This window comes from Pedobacter sp. TM02 (genome assembly GCF_059705275.1).
In genome coordinates, this window is the sequence record NZ_AP046530.1 from 4,061,887 (window position 1) to 4,081,460 (window position 19,574).

Consider the following 19,574-nt stretch of genomic DNA (forward strand, 5'->3'; position numbering starts at 1 on the left):
CAATTTATTAGTAATATTGGCTATAATTTAAATCAAATTCTATGGACTATTTTTTTTATGGACTGCTTTTTTTCGGATTAATTATCCTTTTAAGCTCTTTTGTTACCGTAAGGCAAGGCACCATTGCCGTGATTACCGTTTTTGGAAAATACCGCAGGCAGCTGCGCCCAGGCTTGAGCTTAAAAATCCCGTTGATTGAACAGATCCATTCCAGGATTTCGATACAGAACCGCTCGGTAGAACTTTCTTTCCAGGCGGTTACCCAGGATCAGGCCAATGTATATTTCAAGGCCATGCTGCTTTATTCGGTACTGAACCACGACGAAGAGACCATCAAAAACGTAGCCTTTAAGTTTGTTGACGCCAGCAACCTGATGCAGGCCTTGATCCGTACCATCGAAGGTTCGATCAGGGCTTATGTGGCCACTCAAAAACAAGCCAATGTATTGGCGCAAAGAAACGAAATTGTAGAGCATGTAAAACACCAGATAGACCAGGTATTGGAAAGCTGGGGCTACCACCTGCAGGATTTACAGCTAAACGATATTACCTTCGACGAAGAGATTATGCGTTCCATGAGCCGTGTAGTGGCTTCGAACAACCTGAAAGCCGCCGCCGAAAACGAAGGCCAGGCTTTATTGATTACCAAAACCAAGGCCGCAGAAGCGGATGGCAATGCCATTAAAATTGCCGCCACCGCCGAGCGCGAAGCGGCCCAATTGCGTGGACAAGGTATTGCCCTATTTAGGGAAGAGGTGGCCAAAGGTATGACCAATGCCGCCCACGAAATGCAGCAGGCCAACCTGGATACTTCGGTTATTTTGTTTACCATGTGGACCGAAGCCATTAAACAATTTGCCGAGTACAGCGAAGGCAACGTCATTTTCTTGGATGGCAGTACCGAAGGCATGAACAAAACCATGAAAGAAATGATGGCCATGCAAATAGACCCGAACAAAGGCAAAAAGTAAGCCGTTGGCGAAAATCAATATGGAAAATCGTCAGTTTCTTCGCGATGACCACACCAATCAAAAAAGCCTTCCAATTAATTCTGGAAGGCTTTTTTTGTTTTGATGATTAGCTAGGGGATGGTGGCATTATAGTCATTTCTACAATTTTCTCACCGAATAGTTCAACTTTGGAAAGTTGCAGCTTATTTAAGGCCCCGGTAGAACAGCTCAGCAAATAACCTTCCTTTCTAAAGATTGTCATACTCCATAGGGGTAAAATCTCTTCTTTTTGAAAAACAAAGCCATGGTTTGAAATGGCATAGTCCAATATTTCGTTAAAGTCAAAATCGGCCGTTGTACTAAACTGGCAACTGAACAACTCGCCGTTAAATACAGATAGGATTAACGTACCTTTTTCCTGCCAGCTTTTACTATTGACAAAATACGTACTTGATTTTAAGCACTTCCCATCAATGATTTGTTCGTTCTCTTCCAAATTTACTTCATCAAACGACTCGGAAAGGTAACTGTCTATCTGATCAGGGCTGAGCTGAAAAACAGAAACCATCTCTTCAAATATTTGCGCTTTTGTCATTGGATCTGTTGCAAAAAAGCCCCGAACTTTCGGGGCTTTTTGATAAAGTTATTTTTCGAATGTCTTTGGCACATTGGTGAGTCTATTGCCCTCGGTCATCTTCATCAAATCGATCATTACCTTGATGCTTTCGTCTTCCACCAGATCGTAGTTTTCGTCTTTCGCAATTTTATCGCCTTTTTTAACTGGCGCCAAACCTCTCGATGCTCTCAATTCGTTTAAGCGGGTTAGATTTTTGGCTTCCAAGGCATCTCTTTCCGCTTTGAGCTTGCTTTCGTTGAGGGTAATCGAAGTTTCGCCATCGCGTTTTTTCGAATCGGCAATATCTTCGTTCAGCACTTTATAGTCTAAAGAGCTCTTCATCCTTTGTTCGTGCAGCCTCAGCAAGTTGGCTTTGATGTCTGTTAAGTCGGCCACTGCTTTATAGTTAGATGGCTTAATCATATCAAATGGCAAGGCAGATGGCTCTGTATCTTCGCCAATCTTATCCAGTGGATAAACCGATGGAAAATTGATATCAGGAATTACGCCTTTATGCTGGGTGCTATTGCCATTTACACGATAGAATTTAGCCATGGTCAGGTTGATTTGGCCTAACTGCGGAATACCATCCTTATCGAGCACCGCATTGCTGCCTTGTGGCGATACGATCACGCCTTTGCTGTCTCTTTTAAAGAGGGATGCCATTTTTTGCAGGATAGACGGATTAACCAAGCGGTTAAGATCGATTGACGACTGCACGGTTCCTTTGCCATAGGTTTGGGTACCCATGATAATGCCCCTGCCGTAGTCTTGTATGGCACCAGCAAAAATCTCCGAAGCCGATGCGCTCAAACGGTCAACCATTACGCCCATTGGGCCGGTCCAAGCGGCGCCCGCATTTTTGTCTTCGTCAACTTCAACGCTGCCTCTCAAGTCTTTGACCTGCACAACTGGCCCTTTGTCTATAAACAAACCGGTGAGGTCGATGGCTTCTACCAACGAACCGCCTCCGTTAGATCTCAAATCCATGATGATGGCATCAACCTTGTCGGTATTTTTAAGGGTGTCGATCAACAAACGCACGTCGCGGGTGGTACTTTTATAATTTGGATCGCCAGCATTGGCTGCTTTGAAGTCGGCATAGAAAGCTGGCACTTGGATAATACCGATCTTATAAGGTTTACCATCAGATTGGATCGTTTTTACCGATTTTTTGGCTGATTGGTCGGCCAAGATCACTTTTTCGCGCACCAGGGTAATGATTACCGGTTTAGAAGAAAGTTCTTGTCCAACCGGAATTACTTTCAATTTGACGGTAGTGCCTTTAGGGCCTTTGATTCTCGACACGGTATTATCTATCCTCCAGCCAATTACATCTTCAAATTCGCCGTTGGCACCTTGGGCTACTGCCACAATCCTATCGCCGGCATTCAACTGTTTGCTTTTAAAAGCCGGACCTCCAGGTACGATGGAAACGATTTTGGTCACTTCGTTTTCTAGCTGCAGGGTAGCACCGATGCCTTCGATAGAGCGAGACATTTCTTGGTTAAACACCTCGGCATTTCTAGGGTTAAAATAATTGGTATGCGGGTCGATGGCTTCGGTAAAGGCATCCATGATGAGCTGAAAAACATCCTGGTTGTTGAACTTGGCTGCCTGCGATTTTAGGTTTTCGTATCTTTTGGTCAGCGTTTCTACGTTCTTGGCATCAGGCGTACCTGCAATTTTAAGGTTTACCAATTCGTATTTTACCCTTTTCTTCCACACATCGTCCAAACCAGCAGTTGTGGTAATCCACGGCATTTTTTCGCGATCGTATACGTAGGTATCGTTTTGGTTAAAATCGTATTTGCCCTTAATCTGTGCTATCGAATAATTGATACGTTCGTTGTATCTTTTCAGGTAAACGTTAAAGATGTAGAAAGGGGCACTCAGGTCGCCGATCCTGAAATCATCGTCGAGCTCGGTCCTGAATTTATCAAAGTCTTTGATATCGCTGGCCAGGAAATAATATTTAGAAGGGTCTAATGCCTTGATATACCTGTCTAAAATGATAGAAGAAATCGAATCGTTGATTTCCAATTTCTTATAGTTATAGCTTTCGATCAGGTTAACCACTTGCCTTAGCACCAGGCTTTGCTGCTCATCTGGCTTAATATTTTGTACGCCATCAACCATTTTCTGCGGTTTTGGCGACGCGCTACAGGCCAAGGCCGCGGCTGTAAACGTAATCATCAATACTCTTCTCAACATCTCTTTAACAGTTTTAAAATCCATTCTTATAAAATCATCATCCAATATGATACCAATTTCTTAAATAAACAAAAAAGATACAGCAATTATCTGTATCTTTTTTGTAAACTTTATTATTCAGCTAGTTAGCTTGTTTATTTTTTTAGCCCTGTTTTTTCGGTAATCAGCAGCCTGCTGTTTTTTATCTGCTGACTGAACTGCGTAATTTTAGCATTTTTGGCTAGCAGTTCGGCACGGTTCACATCTTTGGTAGCCAATCCGTATTCTTTCTTTTTGATCTTGACCTGGGCAATGCCCAATACCGAATCGATATAGGAAGTATTGTTGCGAAGCTGTTGTGCCAGAATCCCCTGCTGGGTATAGAACCAGAGTGATTGGGTTAACTTATTGGCCGCATAATAAATCTTGCCCAGCTGATTATAAGCTGCCATCTGGCCTGCCTTGCTGCCTATTTTGGCGTAGGTTTTAAGGGCGGCATTGAGCACCACCTGTTCGGCTTCGGTATAATGCGAAAGCAAGAGGTGGATGTTGCTCATGCGCAGCAGCGCCGCGCCATAACGGCTAAATTTACGGTCGTTGTTGTATTCGAAGGCCGCTTTGCCAAACAGCGTAAGCGCTTCGTTCAGGTCGCCTTGCCTTTCGTTGCGTTCGGCATCGGCAAAAAATTCATCTCCATTTGTTTCGTCTTTAAGCGAAACCGCGATATTAATAGCATTCCCTACCGCATTTTGTGTTTCCTGAGGCCCAGAATTTACATTTTGGGCAAAGGCAGCAGAAGCAAAAAATAGGGATGCGAGAGCCAGGTGAATCTTGTTCATCTGATAAAGATAGCTATTTTTAGTTAAACACCTGTAAACTACCATCAAAAGCTGCCCAAACCATATACGGATGAGAGTCGCAATGGTAAATTTCGCCCTTAGCCGAGATTCCGATCGCGCCGGCAAAGCCGTCGAATGCCCGCAATTCGGCAAAAGATTTGTCGCAGGCTTCTTTCAGGCTAAAGCCGTCGGTAACGCGGGTCACGATTTTGGCAGCCAAGGCGCCGCTTACAATGTCTTCGCCCACGCCGGTACACGAAATTCCGGCAAAATTGTTAGCAAAATTACCCGCTACCGTGGCCGAGTCGCTTACCCGACAAGGAATTTCGAAGCCTTTGCCTCCTGTTGAAGTTGCCGCCGCCAGGTTTCCGTTGGCATCCAAGGCTACGCAGCCTACCGTTCCTTTCCGGTCTTGCTGGTTTAATTTAGCCTCATATTCGGCCTGACGTTGCGGGGTAATTGGATTAAAATAGTCGAAGTTGTTGGCTCTTGCAAAGGCTTGTGCGCCCTCGCCACTCAGTACCCGATCATCATAGGCCAATAGCTTTTCGGCTACCTCAATCGGGTTTTTTACATCTTCTAAATTGATAACGCCACTAAATTTTTGGGTCTGGCCATCCATCAAAGCCGCACTGAGCCTCACTTTGCCGTCGCTTTGGATCTGTGAACCAATGCCCGCATTAAACAGCTCATTGTCTTCTAACAGGCCAACGGCATATACTACGGTTTCTAAAGCCGTATGCTTGGTCAGAAACTGGTGCGCTTGGGTTACAATCTGGGCCAAGGCATCTTGCTTGGCTTTTTTGGTTTCCTGGTTGGTGGCTGATTCGCTGAAAAAGCCGCCGTGTATGATTAGTTTCATCTGCGTATTGCGTAGTGAGTATTGGGTATTGCGTTAGGGGTTTGCGGGTCTTAGGCTTGGCGTTCAAAACGCATAATGCTATACGCTGACAGCTTCCCGCCACATGCTTAACGCTTATGGCTAGGCTGTAGGTATAACTTTTGGATGATGGATAACCAATTGATGGCTAACCAAGTCGTAAATATCGCCGTCGCACATCACATGTACCACCATGTTCTTGATCGAAACCGGCTGTCCCATTTCTACATCGGTTAGGTTGGTATCGGCCATAAAACGGCCATCTACCAAAATGACCATACCCGAGCCAATGGCTTCCATGGTATTGTTGTGGATGTACAGCCCGGTATCTTCGCCCAAGCCAATGCCCAAAATACCTGGATTACTGGCTGTAGCGTACAACAAACGGCCAATACGGCCACGCTGTACAAAATGGGTATCTACAATCACATCATCTATAAAGCCGAGGCCACCAGTAATTTTTACTTCGCCCTTTAGCAAAGCATCTTTGCTGCTGCCCTGGTAAATCATGTTCTTAGAACTGGCGGCTGCACCTGCCGAAGTTCCGGCAATGACAAAATCAGTGTTTTCGTATTTGTCTAACAAAATACGGTGGATCTCGGTGCCTCCAAAAATAGACGATAGGCGCAATTGGTCGCCACCGGTAAAAATAATGACGTCGGCCTGTTTAATGCGCGCAGCATTTTCGGGATTGTTGGCCTCCTCGCGGCTACCAATATTCAGCACTCCGATATTATGCACATCGAGCTGCGCAAATGCCTTGATGTATTCTTCGCCAACTTTTTCAGGAATAAGCGATGCGGTGGTCATGATTTCGAAACGCGAATCGTGGCCTTTAATTGATTCGGTGGTAATCCGCTTTAAGATTCCACGCTCAAAAAAGTTCATGTTCTGTGGCAATCCGAATTGCGTTTCGGCAAAGCTTCCCGTATCTATTGCGCCGCCTATGATGATTAATTTTCCTTTTGGAGCCATCGTACCTGTGTAAATGTTGCTAAAATGCCAAATATATGCGCATTAGCCTAATATTTAACAGTATTTTTATCAATATTACACTTTTAATTAACAATCAAAGCAGAATTTGGAAGCCCGATGAACAAGTTTAATTGCAGGGGGCCACAGTTAATTTGAAATTTTTTTTATACTTTAAGCTGAGGTTTGTCGGGCTCGCCCGAAACCGATAATCTCCCCACCCCAACAACGCATTCAAAAAAAACAATTTTATACCATAAATGAAGATATTAGGCATACAGGTTTTACGGGGACCAAATATTTGGTCGGTGAATAGAAAAAAATTAATCCAGATGCGCCTGGACCTCGAAGATATGGAGCAAAAGCCCACCAACCTCATCGAAGGATTTAGGGAACGTATAGAAAAGCTGATTCCCACCCTGCACAGCCACAGGTGCTCTAAGGGTGCCCCAGGTGGTTTTTTAGCGCGGGTAGAAGAGGGAACCTGGATGGGTCATGTGATTGAGCATATTGCGCTCGAGATACAGACCTTGGCGGGCATGGATACGGGCTTTGGCCGTACCAGACAAACCAAAACCGAAGGCATTTACAACGTGGTGTTCAGCTACCTGGAAGAAAAGGCTGGGGTTTATGCCGCCGAAGCCTCGGTGCGCATCGCCGAAGCATTGATCGACAACAAAGAATACGATTTGGAACACGACATTCACCGCATGCGCGAACTGCGCGAATCGGAACGCTTGGGCCCAAGTACCGGCTCTATTGTGGATGAGGCGATTGCGCGCGATATTCCATGGATCAGGCTTAACAAAGGTTCTTTGGTACAATTAGGTTATGGCAAAAACCAGGTGCGTTTTCGCGCTACCATGACCGAGCGTACCAGCAGCATTGCAGTTGATATTGCCGGCAATAAGGACGAAACCAAGCGTTTGCTGGAAGATGCCGCCATTCCGGTAGCCAAAGGCGTAACGGTAACCACCCTCGATGACGTGCACGAAGCCATTAAAAAAGTAGGCTTCCCCTTGGTGTTTAAACCCCTGGATGGCAACCATGGCCGTGGCGCTACCATTAACGTCAAAACCGAAGAAGCAGCGATTGCCGCTTTCCACTATGCCAAAGAACATTCCAGAAGGATTATTGTAGAACGTTTCATTACCGGCCACGACTTTAGGGTATTGGTGATCGACCATAAAATGGTAGCCGCCGCGCTGCGTGTGCCCGCCCATGTAAAAGGCGATGGCAAACAGACCATCCAGGCGCTTATTGATGAAGAAAACGCCGATCCGCGCCGTGGCTATGGCCATGAAAACGTGCTCACCGAGATCAATGTAGACCGCGATACGCTAGACCTGCTCGAAAAGAAAGGCTACACGCTGGAAACCGTGCCTCCGAAAGGCGAAGTGGTTTATCTCAAATCGACGGCCAACCTGAGCACCGGCGGTACTTCTATCGACGTGACCGATCAGGTACATCCGCAAAACGTATTCAACTGCGAACGCATTTCGAGAATTATAGGCCTGGATATTTGTGGCATCGACATTATGGCGCAGAACCTTACCGAGCCCCTCACCGAAAACGGAGGCGTGATTTTAGAAGTAAATGCCGCGCCAGGCTTTAGGATGCACCTCGCGCCAAGCGAAGGCCTGCCCCGCAATGTGGCCGCTCCGGTAATAGACATGCTTTATCCGCCAGGCAAAGATGCCCGCATTCCGATTATTGCGGTAACCGGCACCAACGGTAAAACCACCACCACCCGCCTCATTGCGCACATTGTAAAAAACAATGGCAGCCGCGTAGGCTTTACCACCTCCGATGGCATCTACGTGCAGAATACCATGTTGATGAAGGGCGATACCACCGGCCCTTTCAGCGCCGAGTTTATTTTAAAGGATCCAACAGTTGAAGTAGCCGTACTTGAAACTGCCCGTGGTGGCATTTTGCGTTCAGGGCTGGGCTTTAACAAATGTGATATTGGTGTGGTTACCAATATCCAGGAAGACCACTTGGGCATTTCAGACATCCATAACCTCGACGATCTGACCCGCGTGAAAGCCGTAATTATTGGTGCCGTCAAAAGAAACGGCTGGGCCGTGCTCAATGCCGACAATGCCTACTGCCTGAAGATTGCGGCCAGCGCCGATTGCAATGTGGCCTATTTTAGCATGGACGAGAAAAATCCGGTCATTAAGGAGCATTGCAAAAAAGGAGGCATTGCCGCCATTTACGAAAACGGTTTCGTGACCATTAAAAAAGGCGATTGGAAAATCCGCGTGGAAAAAGCCACGCATATTCCACTTACGTTTAACGGTACAGTCGATTTCATGATCCAAAATGTATTGGCCGCTACGCTCACCACTTTTTTGTGGGGCTATAAAACCGAAGATATCCGCACTTCATTAGAAACCTTCATTCCGTCGGCCGCGCTTACGCCGGGCAGGATGAACATCTTCAAGTTCAAGGACTTTAAGGTGTTGGTCGATTTTGCGCATAATCCCGATGGTTTTAACGGCGTAAAAACCTACCTGCAAACCGTTGAGGCCAGCGAGCATGTGGGCGTAATTTCGGGTACCGGCGACAGAAGGGACGAAGACATTATCGAAACCGCCCGCATTGCCGCGCAAATGTTTGATCGGGTAATCATTTGCCAAGAGAAATACCTGCGCGGACGCAAACAGCAGGAGCTGATCGATTTATTGCTTACCGGCTTAAAAGAGGTAAAACCAGACATCCAGATCGACATTAACAACCATGGCGACGACTGCCTGAAAAACCTGATCCATACAGCCAAGCCGGGCTCTTTCATTACCATTTTAAGCGATACCATAGATAACGCGATTAAAAAAGTAACCCATTACCTAGACCAGGAACTGGAACAGAAATAAAAAAAACAAAGTCCCGATGCAACATCGGGACTTTGTGATTCTAGGGAGTTTTCAAAACTACGCTTGGGAGTCTCTCAGTCTTTTAATTTCGTCGTGCGATTGCCTCAAAGCTGCTTTTTGATCAGTGATCAGGCTCCTGATGTTGGCCGGCAGCTCTTCTTCCAAAGCCATTTTGTAGGCTTTTTGAGCTGCATCTTCGCCAAATTCGCAGTTATTGAGCACTGTTTTTCTGTCGTTGCCCGTAAACACGGCTTTTACATCCATCCAGGCCCTGTATATTTTGCCCGATGTGGTGGTTCCTTCTTCGGCCTCTTCGCCCAATGCCTGTACTTCGGTAGCCAAAGCCATCTTATGTTGATGGCTCTCGCCAATCATCTTTACAAACAAAGCCTTTAAATCGGCATCGCCCTCTTTTAACTCTTTTATAGCCCGTTCATAGCCCGCCACTCTGTCGTTGTTAATTTGGATAAGGTCGTTCAGTACCTCTGCGCTTATTGTTTTCGTTTCCATAATTCTACTGCTTTTAGTGTAGTTAAACAACAGAGACCTTGAGCCAAAAGTTTAAAGAAGCTTAGCGCATTTGGGAATGTGTTCAAATTGCAAAAGCTTTGATATATTTAGGCCATGTATCCTAATTTTATCCAGCATATTAAACGTTACGTATCGTTAACCGACGATGAAACTTCCTTATTGCTGCAGCAAATCAAACCTTTAACCCCCAAAAAGAAGGAATTGCTGTTACAGGAAGGCCAGATTTGCAGGTATCATTATTTTGTAGAACAGGGTTGCCTGCGCATGTTTTTTGTGAACGACAAAGGCACCGAGCAGATTGTACAATTCGCACTCGAAAACTGGTGGATAGCCGACTACATGAGTTTCAGCACACAGCATCCATCCAACTTTTCCATCCAGGCGGTAGAAGCCTCCCAGATTGTTGGCATTGCCAGCAGTCGGCAAGACGAGCTTTTTAGGCAACTGCCACAGCTGGAGCGCTATTTCAGGATCATGATGCAAAGGGCTTATGCGGCAGCGCAAATGCGGGTCAAGTACTTCCACGATTTTACCAAGGAAGAAAGCTACCAGCATTTTGTTACGCTATTCCCCGATTTTGTACAGCGCATTCCGCTGTATATGCTGGCTTCCTATCTGGGCATCACACCCGAATACCTGAGCGAGCTGCGCAAAAAATAGGCTATTGGCCACTCTGTTTTTATTTCTTAAACTGGTTTAAGTTTTTACCGGTGCATGTAGCCTAATTTTGGTTCATCATTTAAAATAAAGTTATGAACCCAAGATTTAATATCGCCGAACTAGAGCCGGCTGGCTATAAAGCCATGCTGGGCCTAGAAAATTACCTGGCTACCACCAAATTAGACAAAATGCACAAGGAACTGATCAAGATCAGGACTTCGCAAATCAACGGCTGTGCCTTTTGTATTGATATGCATACCAAAGACGCCCGCAAATATGGCGAAACCGAGCAGCGCATCTACCTGTTAAACGCCTGGCGCGAAACCAACCTGTTTAATGAGGAAGAAAGAGTTGTTTTGGCTTTGGCCGAAGAAATGGCACTGATTGCCAATGGCGGGCTTTCGGAAGAAACCTATCAAAAAGCAAAAGCACTGTTCGATGATAATTACATTGCCCAACTGATGATGGTTGCTGTAACCATCAATGCCTGGAACAGAATTGCCATCAGTACCCATTTGCAGCCTGCACAATAAATGCATCAATAACACTTGCGAAGCTTGAAGGCTTCGCAAGTGTTTATGCTAGAGTTCTCCCTTTACAATTTTGGCCAAAGGAAAATAGCCCAGGGTAATCTCGTCTTCGGCCTCGATATTGCCTGGCGTAAATTTCAAGGCATACTTTTTTTTGGTAGCCGAACTTAGGATGTCTTCTATTTCGAAAATATCGTCTACGTCTACGCCATACTTGTCGTCGATGTGCGAGGAGGCCCCGTCAAACCAGGTGTGTTTATAAAAAGCCGTTTCTTTGGCGGCTGCAATGGCTACCGCCTTTTGGTCGGCTACCACCAACATTTTGTAGTGCAGTTCGTCGAATTCGTTTTTGCGATAGCCCCCCAGGTTGAGAAAGAACAAGCTGTTCGGGTCAGTTTTGGAATGGCCTTTTTCAACCACTTCTATCCTATAGTTACCTACCTTACTCACTACGCGCCAGGCATCGATATGGATCTTGCCTTTGGCTTCGGGCCAAAATTCTACCATTTCCGGAACCAGCTCTTTTAGGGAGTTGGCAATGCCGAAAAAAACATCGTGCTGTTCGGTATGCCTCCTGGCTGGCCGACAACCCAAAAGAACCATAAACAACTGTGGATTTTGCATTTGCTTGAGCTATTGAGTATTTTAAAGGCACAATTTCGTCAATTGTACGGGTTCATCAAAATAAATCAAAACATTTGGAATCGCGCTGCGTTTCTAAAAGAAATCCATCATTGTTATGCTAGCACTTCAACGCCCGCCAGACGGTGGAACGCTTTACACGGAAACCAATCTGCAGCACTTTTTTCCGGAGCCGCTCAATGCCATTACTTCCTGCTTTTTTCTGGCTATTGCCTTTTACTGGACCATAAGGCTATGGAAAGACTATAAATCGCATGTGTTTTTAACCTACTGTTTGGTGCTGCTTTATATCGGAGGCATTGGGGGTACTACCTATCATGCTTTTAGGCAGTGGCGAATGTTTATCATGATGGACTGGATGCCGATTATGCTGCTGTGTATATCGGCTGGGGTTTATTTTTTGGCGCAGCTTTTCAAATGGTATTATGCGGTACTGCTGGTATTGGCTTATGTGGCTTTGCAGTTCTTTTTCAGGAGCATGGTTACCCACAACAACATGCAATTGTTCATCAACATCAACTACGCCATGATGGCGGCCTTGGTGCTCCTACCGGTATTGGGCTACCTGATCAGCACCCGATGGAAAAACGGCAAATGGGTGGGCATGGCTTTGTTCGCTTTTATCATTGCGCTTACTTTTCGCATTGCCGATCAATGGGAATGGCTAAGCACAGGCACGCATTTTCTGTGGCACACCTTTGGCGCCATGGCCTCATTCTGCATGTTCAACTATATTTACTTGACCAACGCTAGAGAGGTGGAAGGCGAAAAACTAAAGCTGAAAGGCTAAAGCGAAGAGGTCAAATGGAAGTTTTCAGTTGGCAGCATGTCATCCGATTTAGCCGTTGACTAGTGGCTAATGAGCCTTCCGGCTTCCGACTAAAAGCTACCCCTAAACTCTTCGATCAGTTCTTTGCAACGTTTTTCGACCTGTGCGCAAACCGGCTCGAAAAGGGCATTGTCGTAATAAGGATCGGCTACTTCCTCATCGTCTAGGAACAGCTTCAACTTTTGGCGTTGTGCCGGCGTACTGGCCAAGGCAAGTACGTCTTTCAGGTTATTCCTGTCCATCACCAAAATATAGTCAAATTGCTCGAACATCGCTTTGGTAAAATGACGGGCACGTTGAGCCGAAATATCATAGCCAAAGTTTTGGGCAATGGCTATGCTCCTGCTATCGGGCGCTTGTCCCACATGCCAACTGCCTGTGCCTGCCGAGGCAATTTGCCAGTCCAGGTGCTGCTCGTTTACCAAATGGCGCATAATGCCCTCGGCCAAAGGCGAACGGCAAATGTTGCCCAGGCAAACCATTAAAATTCTCACGTATTTGCGATTAGCTTTTCGAACTATTTATAAATATCATTCAGCACCTTGGCTAAACGAATACCGCCTTTCAGCAATTGTTCGTTTACGGTGTCGATCCAATCAAAATTGTATTTATAACTTAATTTATCATCGTTTTTAACGCCTGTAGCATAAATCTTGTTGCAGATTTGGTACGACTCATAAACGCAGTCTTTTAAACTGGCTTTTTGCCAGGCGCCCAATTGCAAGGCTGTTGGGTGATTAATGGCTTTGGTGTATTCGGTATAGCTCAGTTGCTGAAAATCAACCAATCCTTCGTCCCATACACGATGCAGGTTAGACTTTTCGCCAAACCAGGTCAGCAAAATCTTGTTGCCGCCCAAATCGTCTTTTCTGGCGGTGTGCATCGGCTGGTGCATATCGCCTATCAGGTGGATCACCATTCTTAAAGCCAGTTTCTTTTGTTCGGCTGTGCTTTTCGGGTTCTTGAGCACGGCAATCATCTCATTGGTTTTGTTATAGATGTTTGGCCCAGGCTGATGGTCTAAGAAACTGAATACATCGTTTTGCGACAATCCTTCGGGCAGGTTCACATAATGCCAATTGCTCAGGTAGTTATAGGCCGTGTCTGATTTAATAAAATCGGCCCAGTTGGCGGTGATGGCCATGCTTTCGGCACCCAAAATCTGCTGTACGGCTTTGCGGGCCTTCGGGCTGAGGTAATAGTCGGCCACTTCGCCAACAATACGGTGACCCAAAACGCCCCATGCACCAGCGGTGAAAGGAATATAAGCCAAGACAAAAGCAATGGCTAATTTTTTTAACAGGTTTAATTTTTTCATCTGTTTAGGATTACAATTCTTTAGGGACGCAGATAATTGGCTCCTTTAGGACCAATACGCACTCGCGTTGGTCGGCCAGGTTTTCAAGCACCAACCTGCTTCCACTGGATGATTTGATTTTAAAATTGTTCAGGTAGCGCCCGCTGCGGTAACAGCCCGAAACCTTTTGCTTGTAATTGGCTTTGGTAAAAGTTCCATTCAAAATCAAGGTATCGCCTTTAACGGCATAGGTACCTTTTGCATATTCTTTCCAAACGCCGTTGTTAAAGCAGGAATCGGAATAGTAGTTTACTTTCGAATGCGTAGTCAGGTCTACATAAAACGAATCGCAGCTAATTTTGAAATGGTGCTGCGTATACGAAAGCAGGTCTTTGGCATTGGCTACGCTGTCTTGGTTCCATACACCTTGCAGCATGGTTTCGCCTCTGCCCTGTACGTTAGGCAAACGGGTACAGGCAATTAAACAAAGCAGCAAGTGAAAAGTAAAAAGTAAAAAATAGGATTTTCTACCGAGAATCTTATGGCTAGTATTCATCTAATTAAAATATGCTATTTAAACTTTTTACTTTCATGCTCAAACTTATTTCAAGCTGCCTACCATATCTTCCGGACGAACCCACTCGTCAAACTGCTCGCTGGTGAGCAAGCCCAGTTCAACAGCAGCTTCGCGCAGGGTTTTATTTTCTTTATGTGCCTTTTTGGCAATCTTAGCGGCATTTTCGTAACCGATATGCGGATTTAAAGCCGTAACCAGCATCAACGAATTTTCCATGTGCTGTTTAATGACTGGTCTGTTTGGCTCGATGCCCTCGGCACATTTGTCGTTAAACGAAACGCAGGCATCGCCAATTAAACGGCCCGACTGCAATACATTGGCCGCAATAACCGGTTTAAATACATTCAGTTCGAAATGGCCGTTGCTGGCGCCAACGCTTACCGCCACATCGTTGCCCATTACCTGTGCGCAAACCATGGTTAAGGCCTCTGGCTGGGTTGGATTTACCTTGCCTGGCATAATCGATGATCCAGGTTCGTTATCAGGGATAATGATTTCGCCGATGCCACAACGCGGGCCCGAGCTCAGCATCCTGATATCGTTAGCCACCTTCATCAATGAAACGGCAACACGCTTGTAGGCGCCCGACAGTTCAACCATCGCATCGTGTGCGGCCAAAGCTTCGAATTTGTTTGGAGCCGTTACAAAAGGCAGGCCGGTTAGTTCGGCAATTTTTTGGGCTACCAACACATCATAGCCTTTTGGCGTATTTAGGCCGGTGCCTACTGCAGTACCACCCAAAGCCAACTCCTTGATCATTTCCAACGCATTTTTAATCGCCCTGATGCCGTTGTCTATCTGTTGTACATAGCCAGAAAATTCTTGGCCCAAGGTTAACGGTGTGGCATCCATAAAGTGCGTACGGCCGGTTTTTACAATGTCGGTCCACGAAACGGCTTTTTGTGCCAGGGTATTTCTCAACTTCTCCAATCCCGGGATGGTTACGGTTACCGCTTGTTGGTAGGCCGCAATGTGCATTGCGGTTGGATAAGTATCGTTAGAAGATTGCGATTTATTGACATCATCGTTCGGGTGCAGCACCTTTTTGTCGTCGCCCAAATGGCCGCCGTTAAGCACATGGCCACGGTTGGCAATTACCTCGTTGGCGTTCATGTTGCTTTGGGTACCCGATCCGGTTTGCCAAATCACCAAAGGAAACTCGGCATCCAACTTGCCGGCAATCACCTCGTCGCAGGCCTTGGCAATTAAAGTGGCTTTATCCTGTGGCAAAACACCCAGCTCGGTATTGGCCAAAGCGGCAGCCTTTTTCAAATAGCCGAAAGCATGTATAATTTCCTTTGGCATCGAAGCCTCCGGTCCGATCTTAAAATTATTACGCGAACGTTCGGTTTGAGCGCCCCAATATTTATCGGCGGGCACTTGTACCTCGCCCATGGTATCGTGTTCTATTCTGAAACTCATGATGTTTGCTGTTTTTTTGGCAAATTTAAGTTTTTTGATTAAACGAGCCCTCTTTTAGCCTAGATAATTTGCAACATTACTGCCACATGAACAAACGTTTGCGCACTGTTAAGGCCTTAAAAGCCGGTCTTCTATCCTTACTTTAAGGGTAAAATCGGAAACTGTAGCCAACCAAAACTATTTTTATGCGTACCAAAGCCGCCTGTCTTTTATTTTTATGCCTGTTTGCCGGGGCGTTTCATTCATTTTCGCAACTCAACATCATTCCTTTGCCACAAAAGGTCAAAGCAAACGGAACTGTTTTTAGCATTAGGCCCCAAACCAACATCTACTACCAGAAAGGACTTAAAACGCAGGCCGAATTACTGGCCTCGGCTTTATCGCCGGCCACCGGTTTTGATTTTAAGCTGCGGGAAGCCCAATCGGCCAAGGACGGTATCTGTCTGACTTTGGGCAAAACAGCTGTGGCAAACCCAGAAGCCTACCGCCTAACCGTTGGGACTAAGCAGGTTAACATTGTGGGCAATACCAGCAAAGGCGTGTTTTACGGCATACAAACGCTGCTGCAATTGTTACCTGCCGAAATCTATAACCAGCAACGCCAAAAAGGCAAAACCTGGACGGTTAAGGGAGCCGATATTGAAGATGCGCCGCTTTATCCATGGCGAGGCATGATGCTCGACGTATCGAGGTATTTTTTTAGCAAGGCTTATGTATTGAGGTTTATCGACATGATGGCCATGTACAAAATGAATAAGCTGCACTTCCACCTGATCGATGATGCGGGCTGGCGACTGGAAATCAAGAAATACCCCAAACTAACTTCGATTGGCGCGTGGCGAGGCCAAGGCGCCGAACGTACCGGCGGCTACTATACCCAAGAAGACATTAAGGAAATGATAGCCTACGCTACGGCACGAAACGTAGAAATTATACCAGAAATAGAGCTTCCGGCCCATACTTTGGCAGCAGTGGTGGCCTATCCTTACCTGGGCTGTACGGGCCAGCAGTTCGAAATGCCTACCCAACACTCCATCAGCAAGGAATTGTATTGCGTGGGCAAGGAAAGCACCTTTGATTTTTTGGCCGACGTTTTTAAGGAAGTATTCGACTTGTTTCCCTCTAAATACGTACACATTGGCGGCGATGAAGCTGTTTATACCAGATGGGCGGCCTGTCCTGATTGCCAAAAGCGCAAAGCCGACTTGGGACTGAAAACCGAAGCCGCTTTACAGGTTTATTTTAACCAGCGCGTACAAAACATGGTGAAGCCTTATGGAAAAACCATGGTAGGCTGGGACGAAATTATTGAGGATGGCTTGAAAGAAAAAGTGGTAGGCATGGTTTGGCACGACCCTAAAAAAACATTCAAGGCCGTAGAAAACGGCCACGATGTGGTGATGTCGCTAACCAAATTTTGCTATTTTGACATGGCCGAAAGCAATATTCCGGGCGAGGTAAAAGCGGCTACCTGGGTTGGCCTTGTTCCCTTGGAAAAAGTTTACCAGCTCAATCCGCTGGTTCCGGGTCTTGACGAAAAATACCGCCAACAGGTATTGGGGGCTTCGGCTACCCTTTGGGCCGATCAGTTTATACATGGCACGCTTTTGCAGGAAATAGGCCCACTGAATGAAAACCGTTCCGAAAAATATTTCGATTACCTTACTTTTCCACGCCTATCGGCATTGGCCGAGGTGGTTTGGACGCCACTGGCCCAACAAAACTGGGAGAGTTTTGAAAAAAGACTGGCTAGCCATTACCTGCGCTACCAACAGGCAGGCTATGGCTTCCGTTTGCCTCAACCCCAATTGATCAGTGCCGAAAAAACCGATAAAGGCTATGTGGTTAAGCTCAAAAACGTGGTTGATGGTGCCCAAATCCGTTATACTACCGACGGAACTTATCCCAATCCCTACGCTCCGGTGTATAGTCAAAGTGTAACCGTTGGCGAACTCAAAGACCTGATGGCTATAACCGTACTGAACAGGGAACAGTTTTCGCTGCCGCTTTATTTTCCAGAAAAATATGAACAGTTTAAAAAATATGGCGAAGTAGTGGCCGAGTGGAATCCCAGCAAGATCACAGGAAAAGCATACAGCCCTTTTGAAATCAATGCAACTGGAAAAATCAATGCAAACGGCAACTATGCCCTTGCCTTTATGTATACCGGAGGCCGCACCAAACTAGAAATCCAATCAATTACCGTATGGAAAAACGGCTTAAAAATAGCCGAAGACCTTCATGAAGGAAGTACGGGTTCGACGCAAAAAGACCATGTTTACAAGTTCAATATCAAGGAATACGAAACCGGCGCCGCGTTTACGATCAAAGCCATGGTTAGAGGCGATGTCGACAACAATTCGAACGGTATCGTGCTGCTCAAAAAGGAAGGCTAAAAGCATCGGCTTGATTAGATTAAGCTAATGTTTAAAACTCTTTTAGGTTTAAAAACCCAATTATCGTTATTTTGCTGGCTTTTAAACCCGTATATTTTATTACATGAAGTTTCGTCTATTCCTAACCGCCGTTGCGCTCTCCCTAATTACGGTTTCGGCCTGTACCAACAAAGAAGAAAAAGCCAAAAAAGCGGCTGCGCAGCAGAAAATAAGAACCAAGGAGGACGATAAGGCCGACAGCCTGCTCATTGCCTACGACCCTAAAAAAGGCGATCCCTGGATTGCTGACTTTGTACAAAACCTGCACAAAAAATACGGATTTAACGGCAACATGCTTGTGGCCCGCAAAGGAAAAATCCTTTACGAAAAAGCCATTGGCTGGGCCGATTACCTGCATCGCGACAGCCTAAAGATCAATTCGGAATTTGAGTTGGCCTCCATTACCAAAACCTTTACCGGCGTGGCCATTATGCAACTGGTTGAGGCGGGCAAGCTCAAACTAACCGACGACGTGAAAAAGTTCTTTCCTAATTTTCCTTACGACGGAATTACGATAGAACTTTTATTATCGCACCGCAGCGGCATGATGAACTACGTTTATTTCATTGACGATATTTACCGCAAGGAAAAACTCAACATGAAAAAAGGCGTTACCAACCAAGAGGTAATGGACATCATAGCCGATAAAAAACCTAATCCGTACACCAAACCCAACAAGGTTTTCCATTACAACAACTCCAACTTTATGGTGTTGGGCGCCATTATAGAAAAAGTGACCAAGCAAAGGTATTCGCAATACATGATGGAGCATATCTTCAAGCCAGCAGGCATGAAGCATACCCATGTTTATTCGACCACTGAATATGAGAAAATTCCGGTTGATGTAGTCGGTCACGACCGTACCTGGCGCTATTCAGTGGTTCAGAATTTTTTGGACGGTCCTGTGGGCGACAAAGGCATCTACAGCACTTTGCACGATTTGGTACTGTACGACAAATACCTTAAAAACGGCCGGCTGTTAAGCCAAAAGAGCCTTGATTCGGCTTATGTTGGTCGTAACAAACCTGTAAACGGCCACTTTAACTACGGCTACGGCTGGCGCATGTTCGATGGCAAAGGCATGGACAAAGTGGTTTACCACACCGGCTGGTGGCATGGTTTCCGCCACATCTATGTACGCGATTTGGACAAGGATATCGTGGTCATATTTTTGGGCAACCTAACCAATGGCAGCTTGATGCACCTCGACGATTTGTATAAATACCTGAAGATGCCGATTATTCGCAAAGGAGCCTATACCGGCGCTGGTTCGTTGCCAGGAAGCGACGAAGACTAGCGCCCGGAAGTCGGTGGTTGATAGC

General features: G+C 45.9%; 18 protein-coding genes. 7 read left to right on the forward strand and 11 right to left on the reverse strand.

What is annotated here, in order from left to right; all coding sequences use genetic code 11:
- Positions 1 to 41 precede the first annotated feature (41 nt).
- A complete protein-coding gene (locus tag AC6H1S_RS17470; RefSeq protein ID WP_199136322.1) occupies positions 42 to 971 on the forward strand; it encodes an SPFH domain-containing protein in 930 nt (309 codons plus the stop codon).
- A gap of 106 nt (positions 972 to 1,077) precedes the next feature.
- Here AC6H1S_RS17470 and AC6H1S_RS17475 read toward each other — a convergent pair whose 3' ends face one another.
- The 5 genes from AC6H1S_RS17475 to AC6H1S_RS17495 form a co-directional block, all read right to left on the reverse strand.
- Positions 1,078 to 1,545, reverse strand: a complete 468-nt coding sequence (locus AC6H1S_RS17475; RefSeq protein WP_497564437.1) for a hypothetical protein — start codon at positions 1,543 to 1,545, stop codon at positions 1,078 to 1,080.
- 48 nt (positions 1,546 to 1,593) lie between these two features.
- Positions 1,594 to 3,780: a carboxy terminal-processing peptidase gene (locus AC6H1S_RS17480; RefSeq protein WP_497564438.1), complete on the reverse strand. Its 2,187-nt coding sequence runs from the start codon at positions 3,778 to 3,780 to the stop codon at positions 1,594 to 1,596.
- Positions 3,781 to 3,914: 134 nt separating this feature from the next.
- Positions 3,915 to 4,598, reverse strand: a complete 684-nt coding sequence (locus AC6H1S_RS17485; protein ID WP_199136328.1) for a hypothetical protein — start codon at positions 4,596 to 4,598, stop codon at positions 3,915 to 3,917.
- Positions 4,599 to 4,617: 19 nt separating this feature from the next.
- Positions 4,618 to 5,460 carry an isoaspartyl peptidase/L-asparaginase gene (locus AC6H1S_RS17490; RefSeq protein ID WP_497564439.1) on the reverse strand — a complete coding sequence of 281 codons (843 nt, stop codon included), beginning with the start codon at positions 5,458 to 5,460 and terminating at the stop codon, positions 4,618 to 4,620.
- Positions 5,461 to 5,580: 120 nt separating this feature from the next.
- Positions 5,581 to 6,453, reverse strand: a complete 873-nt coding sequence (locus AC6H1S_RS17495; RefSeq protein WP_199136332.1) for a cyanophycinase — start codon at positions 6,451 to 6,453, stop codon at positions 5,581 to 5,583.
- A 305-nt stretch (positions 6,454 to 6,758) separates the two neighbouring features.
- Between AC6H1S_RS17495 and cphA the strand changes: the two genes are divergently transcribed.
- Positions 6,759 to 9,329, forward strand: a complete 2,571-nt coding sequence (gene cphA / locus AC6H1S_RS17500) for a cyanophycin synthetase (RefSeq protein ID WP_497564440.1) — start codon at positions 6,759 to 6,761, stop codon at positions 9,327 to 9,329.
- A 57-nt stretch (positions 9,330 to 9,386) separates the two neighbouring features.
- Here the strand turns inward: cphA and AC6H1S_RS17505 are convergent, their stop codons facing one another.
- Positions 9,387 to 9,839, reverse strand: a complete 453-nt coding sequence (locus tag AC6H1S_RS17505; protein WP_497564441.1) for a ferritin-like domain-containing protein — start codon at positions 9,837 to 9,839, stop codon at positions 9,387 to 9,389.
- Positions 9,840 to 9,953: 114 nt separating this feature from the next.
- On the opposite strand from AC6H1S_RS17505, the gene AC6H1S_RS17510 reads away from it, so the two are divergent.
- Both AC6H1S_RS17510 and AC6H1S_RS17515 read left to right on the forward strand, forming a co-directional pair.
- Positions 9,954 to 10,520, forward strand: coding sequence for a Crp/Fnr family transcriptional regulator (locus tag AC6H1S_RS17510; protein WP_497564442.1), 567 nt, complete (start codon positions 9,954 to 9,956; stop codon positions 10,518 to 10,520).
- Between the two features lie 92 nt (positions 10,521 to 10,612).
- Positions 10,613 to 11,053 (forward strand): carboxymuconolactone decarboxylase family protein, encoded by a 441-nt coding sequence (locus tag AC6H1S_RS17515; RefSeq protein WP_497564443.1) that lies wholly within the window; start codon positions 10,613 to 10,615, stop codon positions 11,051 to 11,053.
- Between the two features lie 48 nt (positions 11,054 to 11,101).
- On the opposite strand, the gene AC6H1S_RS17520 is transcribed toward AC6H1S_RS17515, so the two are convergent.
- Entirely contained in the window at positions 11,102 to 11,674 is a 573-nt protein-coding gene (locus AC6H1S_RS17520) for a DUF1543 domain-containing protein (protein WP_497564444.1), read from the reverse strand.
- 115 nt (positions 11,675 to 11,789) lie between these two features.
- Between AC6H1S_RS17520 and AC6H1S_RS17525 the strand changes: the two genes are divergently transcribed.
- A complete protein-coding gene (locus AC6H1S_RS17525; protein ID WP_497564445.1) occupies positions 11,790 to 12,482 on the forward strand; it encodes a hypothetical protein in 693 nt (230 codons plus the stop codon).
- Between the two features lie 89 nt (positions 12,483 to 12,571).
- Here the strand turns inward: AC6H1S_RS17525 and AC6H1S_RS17530 are convergent, their stop codons facing one another.
- The 4 genes from AC6H1S_RS17530 to fumC are packed head-to-tail and all read right to left on the reverse strand — an operon-like array spanning position 12,572 to position 15,817.
- Positions 12,572 to 13,015: a low molecular weight protein-tyrosine-phosphatase gene (locus AC6H1S_RS17530; protein ID WP_497564446.1), complete on the reverse strand. Its 444-nt coding sequence runs from the start codon at positions 13,013 to 13,015 to the stop codon at positions 12,572 to 12,574.
- A 23-nt stretch (positions 13,016 to 13,038) separates the two neighbouring features.
- On the reverse strand, positions 13,039 to 13,839 hold the full coding sequence (locus tag AC6H1S_RS17535; protein WP_199136348.1) for a S1/P1 nuclease: 801 nt from the start codon (positions 13,837 to 13,839) through the stop codon (positions 13,039 to 13,041).
- A gap of 10 nt (positions 13,840 to 13,849) precedes the next feature.
- Complete coding sequence (locus AC6H1S_RS17540) at positions 13,850 to 14,374, reverse strand: fumarate hydratase (RefSeq protein ID WP_497564447.1); 525 nt, start codon at positions 14,372 to 14,374, stop codon at positions 13,850 to 13,852.
- A gap of 45 nt (positions 14,375 to 14,419) precedes the next feature.
- Positions 14,420 to 15,817: a class II fumarate hydratase gene (gene fumC, locus AC6H1S_RS17545; protein ID WP_497564448.1), complete on the reverse strand. Its 1,398-nt coding sequence runs from the start codon at positions 15,815 to 15,817 to the stop codon at positions 14,420 to 14,422.
- A 185-nt stretch (positions 15,818 to 16,002) separates the two neighbouring features.
- On the opposite strand from fumC, the gene AC6H1S_RS17550 reads away from it, so the two are divergent.
- On the forward strand, positions 16,003 to 18,213 hold the full coding sequence (locus AC6H1S_RS17550) for a beta-N-acetylhexosaminidase (protein WP_497564449.1): 2,211 nt from the start codon (positions 16,003 to 16,005) through the stop codon (positions 18,211 to 18,213).
- 103 nt (positions 18,214 to 18,316) lie between these two features.
- Entirely contained in the window at positions 18,317 to 19,549 is a 1,233-nt protein-coding gene (locus AC6H1S_RS17555; RefSeq protein WP_497564450.1) for a serine hydrolase domain-containing protein, read from the forward strand.
- Positions 19,550 to 19,574: the final 25 nt, after the last annotated feature.

Coding starts and splice junctions, on each gene's coding strand:
- AC6H1S_RS17470 (WP_199136322.1), top strand. CDS start 42: ATGGACTATTTTTTTTATGGACTGCTTTTTTTCGGATTAATTATCCTT.
- AC6H1S_RS17475 (WP_497564437.1), bottom strand. CDS start 1,545: ATGACAAAAGCGCAAATATTTGAAGAGATGGTTTCTGTTTTTCAGCTC.
- AC6H1S_RS17480 (WP_497564438.1), bottom strand. CDS start 3,780: ATGTTGAGAAGAGTATTGATGATTACGTTTACAGCCGCGGCCTTGGCC.
- AC6H1S_RS17485 (WP_199136328.1), bottom strand. CDS start 4,598: ATGAACAAGATTCACCTGGCTCTCGCATCCCTATTTTTTGCTTCTGCT.
- AC6H1S_RS17490 (WP_497564439.1), bottom strand. CDS start 5,460: ATGAAACTAATCATACACGGCGGCTTTTTCAGCGAATCAGCCACCAAC.
- AC6H1S_RS17495 (WP_199136332.1), bottom strand. CDS start 6,453: ATGGCTCCAAAAGGAAAATTAATCATCATAGGCGGCGCAATAGATACG.
- AC6H1S_RS17505 (WP_497564441.1), bottom strand. CDS start 9,839: ATGGAAACGAAAACAATAAGCGCAGAGGTACTGAACGACCTTATCCAA.
- AC6H1S_RS17510 (WP_497564442.1), top strand. CDS start 9,954: ATGTATCCTAATTTTATCCAGCATATTAAACGTTACGTATCGTTAACC.
- AC6H1S_RS17515 (WP_497564443.1), top strand. CDS start 10,613: ATGAACCCAAGATTTAATATCGCCGAACTAGAGCCGGCTGGCTATAAA.
- AC6H1S_RS17520 (WP_497564444.1), bottom strand. CDS start 11,674: ATGCAAAATCCACAGTTGTTTATGGTTCTTTTGGGTTGTCGGCCAGCC.
- AC6H1S_RS17525 (WP_497564445.1), top strand. CDS start 11,790: ATGCTAGCACTTCAACGCCCGCCAGACGGTGGAACGCTTTACACGGAA.
- AC6H1S_RS17535 (WP_199136348.1), bottom strand. CDS start 13,839: ATGAAAAAATTAAACCTGTTAAAAAAATTAGCCATTGCTTTTGTCTTG.
- AC6H1S_RS17540 (WP_497564447.1), bottom strand. CDS start 14,374: ATGAATACTAGCCATAAGATTCTCGGTAGAAAATCCTATTTTTTACTT.
- fumC (WP_497564448.1), bottom strand. CDS start 15,817: ATGAGTTTCAGAATAGAACACGATACCATGGGCGAGGTACAAGTGCCC.
- AC6H1S_RS17550 (WP_497564449.1), top strand. CDS start 16,003: ATGCGTACCAAAGCCGCCTGTCTTTTATTTTTATGCCTGTTTGCCGGG.
- AC6H1S_RS17555 (WP_497564450.1), top strand. CDS start 18,317: ATGAAGTTTCGTCTATTCCTAACCGCCGTTGCGCTCTCCCTAATTACG.